Source organism: Lacrimispora sp., from assembly GCF_036758025.1.
Classification (GTDB): Bacteria; Bacillota; Clostridia; order Lachnospirales; family Lachnospiraceae; genus Lacrimispora.
This window is the reverse complement of sequence record NZ_DAIOXM010000008.1, coordinates 1-2,729: the sequence shown is the minus strand read 5'-3', so window position 1 is coordinate 2,729 and position 2,729 is coordinate 1. Positions and strand designations below refer to the sequence as shown.

Sequence of the window (2,729 nt, the reverse complement as noted above, 5' to 3'; positions counted from 1 at the left end):
AAGGGCTGGCAGAGGAATGCTATATCCAGGCTATGCTTAAAAACGTCGAAGTAAACGGGACTTATATCGTAATTTCACCGGGAATAGCCATGCCCCACGCCAGACCGGAGGAAGGCGCCCTGGATATCGGCCTCAGTATTGTGACATTGAAAAATCCTGTTGTATTCGGGCATCCAAAAAATGACCCGGTAAAAATCGTAGTAGGCCTTTGTGCCATTGACCATCAGTCTCATTTGAAAGCTCTTACCGAGCTGGCAGATATTTTGATGGATAGAAATAAGGTTGAAAAAATAACAAATGCGGATTCCGCAGAAGAAATATTACAGATTATAAAGGAGGGTTCATGATGTTAAAAATTGTTACGGTATGTGGTGCAGGAGTAGGAAGCTCCATGATGCTTCGCTTGTTTACTCAGCAGATTCTTGATGGGGAGAAAATTGAAGCAACGGTGGATGCTTCGGATATCGGCTCCGTCAGCCCGGATTTTTATGATATTCTGATTACCACCTCAGATTTTGCTGATGTGTTAAGGGATTCTAAGGCTCATATCATACGGATCGACAATATGATGGATAAGCAGTATTTAAAAGAACAGCTTCTTGAAGCGATAAACAAGAGGTAATCAGAAGGCTGACGGCAGCCTCAGAAAGGAGAAAAAATGGGAGTAGTAATGTATTTGATTAATAATATTTTCAGTCAGGCTGTTTTCATTATAGGGATTGTTGTGATCGCCGGCATGGCTGCCCAAAAGAAGACCTGGGATCAGATTCTTCCCAGTGTGATCAAAACCATGATAGGCTTTACCATGATCAATGTAGGAGGGCAGACTCTCGGCATGTCCCTGCTGCCTTTGCAGGGAATGATCACTAAAATATTCAACATGCCGGCTGTTTCTGCGGATATCGGAGCAGCACAAAGCGAAAGCCTTTCAGGAATCGGCACGGAAATGGCCCTGATCTTTGCATTGGGTTTTCTTGTGAATCTGCTGCTTGCAAGATTTACACGCTTTAAATATGTGCATCTGTCAGCTCATGTGTCCTTTTTCTATGCTGGATTGATTGCAGCGCTGTTGAAATTCGGGACAAATCTGGCTTTTGTTCCTCTGGTAATAACAGGTTCTCTTTTATTGGGTGTTTATATGACATTTTCCTGCGCCTATGTGGCCGTATTTATGAAAGAGGTAAAAGGAGGAGAGGGATTTACCCTGGCTCATTCCAGCTCCATTGGAATCCTGATTTCTTCCCTGCTTGCAAAAGCATTTGGCAATAAGGAAAATGACCTTGAAAACCTGAATATCCCTAAGAAGCTTAATTTTTTAAGAGAGATGACTATTTCTCTCACCATTGTCATGACCCTTCTCTTTTTGAGCATAAGTATTATTTCCGGTCCCTCATGGGCCAGGGAAAACATAACGGGCGGTCAGGACATCGTTGTATTTAGCTTTTTACGGGGATTATCCTTTGGTATGTGGATCACAGTCATCATAACAGGAGTGAGGATGATGCTTTCCGAGATCATTTCCGCATTTCACGGAATTGCAGGAAAGATCATACCCAATTCCGTACCAGGTCTGGACATTCCTCTGCTTTTCCCAAGCTACCCCAATTCCGTCATATTGGGCTTTTTAACCAGTCTGATTGCCGGGTTGATTGGTATGATGATTCTTGGATTTGTCAATTATCCGGTGGTGGTATTTCCGGCTTTGATCCCCACCTTCTTCACTGGAGCGGTGACGGCTATATTCGGAAATGCCCACGGCGGACGCAGGGGAGCTGTCATAGGCTCTTTTGTAAACGGACTGATTCTTATTTTCGGACAGGCTCTGCTGCTTCCCATGATCGGGACTTATGCGCCTATCATGCGTATTTTAAGCGAAACGGATTACTCCTTCTACGGGCCTGCTTTAGGCTGGTTGCTTAAACTGTTTGGAGGCGTCTGATGAAGAACCTGGTATTTTATCTTACATTGCATTATCCGGACAGGGAAACCTTTTTTCAGATTCTGGAATTGCTGGACAGGGAAAAAGCAGGATACATTGAAATCGGCATACCGGTTTCAGACCCTTACATGGACGGAGATGCCATCCGCCAGACTCATAAGGAAGTTCTGGAGAAAAATATAACAAAAGAGGATGTGGTACATACCCTGGAGGAAATCCGCAGGCGTTTCACCCTCAAAGTGGTATTGATGACTTACAAAGAAGGCGTGGAGAATTTTCACCTCCATGAGATATCAAAAGACCTGTATGATGGCTTTTTATGTGTGAATGGGGATTTCCCTCCCCAAACTTTTCAAAATCAGATCGCTGTGCTGGGACAAAACCTTGACCGGGAGGACATAAAAAAAGCCCTTGAAAACAATAAGCTGTTTGCTTACGTGGTTTCAGGGAAAGGAAAGACCGGTTCTTTTGATCGTCTTCCTACGGAATACGTGGAAGTTGTGAAAAAGGTAAAATCTGTTTCTTCCATACCCGCGTATGTAGGCTTCGGTGTAAAGTCTGCCGATGATGTGAGGGAAGTTATGAAAAACGGTGCTGACGGTGCCATCATTGGAACTGAATTCGTAAAACGCTACCAGCTTGGAGGGTTGGACGCTCTAAAAGCGTATCTTGAGCAATTAAAACAAACGAATGCATGAGTTAATGTTCTGGCCTGTCTAAATGGCAAGGGGAGTGCCGGAAGACAGCAGAGAAAGAGAATGGGAACACAATTTTAAATTTCAGACAGAAA

4 protein-coding genes are annotated in these 2,729 nt (G+C 43.9%); all 4 read left to right on the top strand.

The features are described from left to right. The coding region (locus V7M78_RS08585; RefSeq protein ID WP_333648455.1) for a PTS sugar transporter subunit IIA at positions 1-347 on the top strand (347 nt) is incomplete at its 5' end. Further along, positions 344-622 carry a PTS sugar transporter subunit IIB gene (locus tag V7M78_RS08580; protein ID WP_333648453.1) on the top strand — a complete coding sequence of 93 codons (279 nt, stop codon included), beginning with the start codon at positions 344-346 and terminating at the stop codon, positions 620-622. The genes V7M78_RS08585 and V7M78_RS08580, both read left to right, overlap by 4 nt. Before the next feature lie 36 nt (positions 623-658). After that, positions 659-1,939, top strand: a complete 1,281-nt coding sequence (locus V7M78_RS08575; protein WP_333648451.1) for a PTS ascorbate transporter subunit IIC — start codon at positions 659-661, stop codon at positions 1,937-1,939. Then, positions 1,939-2,637 carry a tryptophan synthase subunit alpha gene (trpA, locus tag V7M78_RS08570; RefSeq protein ID WP_333648449.1) on the top strand — a complete coding sequence of 233 codons (699 nt, stop codon included), beginning with the start codon at positions 1,939-1,941 and terminating at the stop codon, positions 2,635-2,637. Before V7M78_RS08575 ends, trpA begins: the two co-directional genes overlap by 1 nt. Positions 2,638-2,729 lie beyond the last annotated feature (92 nt).

Bases quoted from the DNA above. Each gene is read 5' to 3' on its own strand.
- V7M78_RS08580 (WP_333648453.1), top strand. From the start codon at position 344: ATGATGTTAAAAATTGTTACGGTATGTGGTGCAGGAGTAGGAAGCTCC.
- V7M78_RS08575 (WP_333648451.1), top strand. From the start codon at position 659: ATGGGAGTAGTAATGTATTTGATTAATAATATTTTCAGTCAGGCTGTT.
- trpA (WP_333648449.1), top strand. From the start codon at position 1,939: ATGAAGAACCTGGTATTTTATCTTACATTGCATTATCCGGACAGGGAA.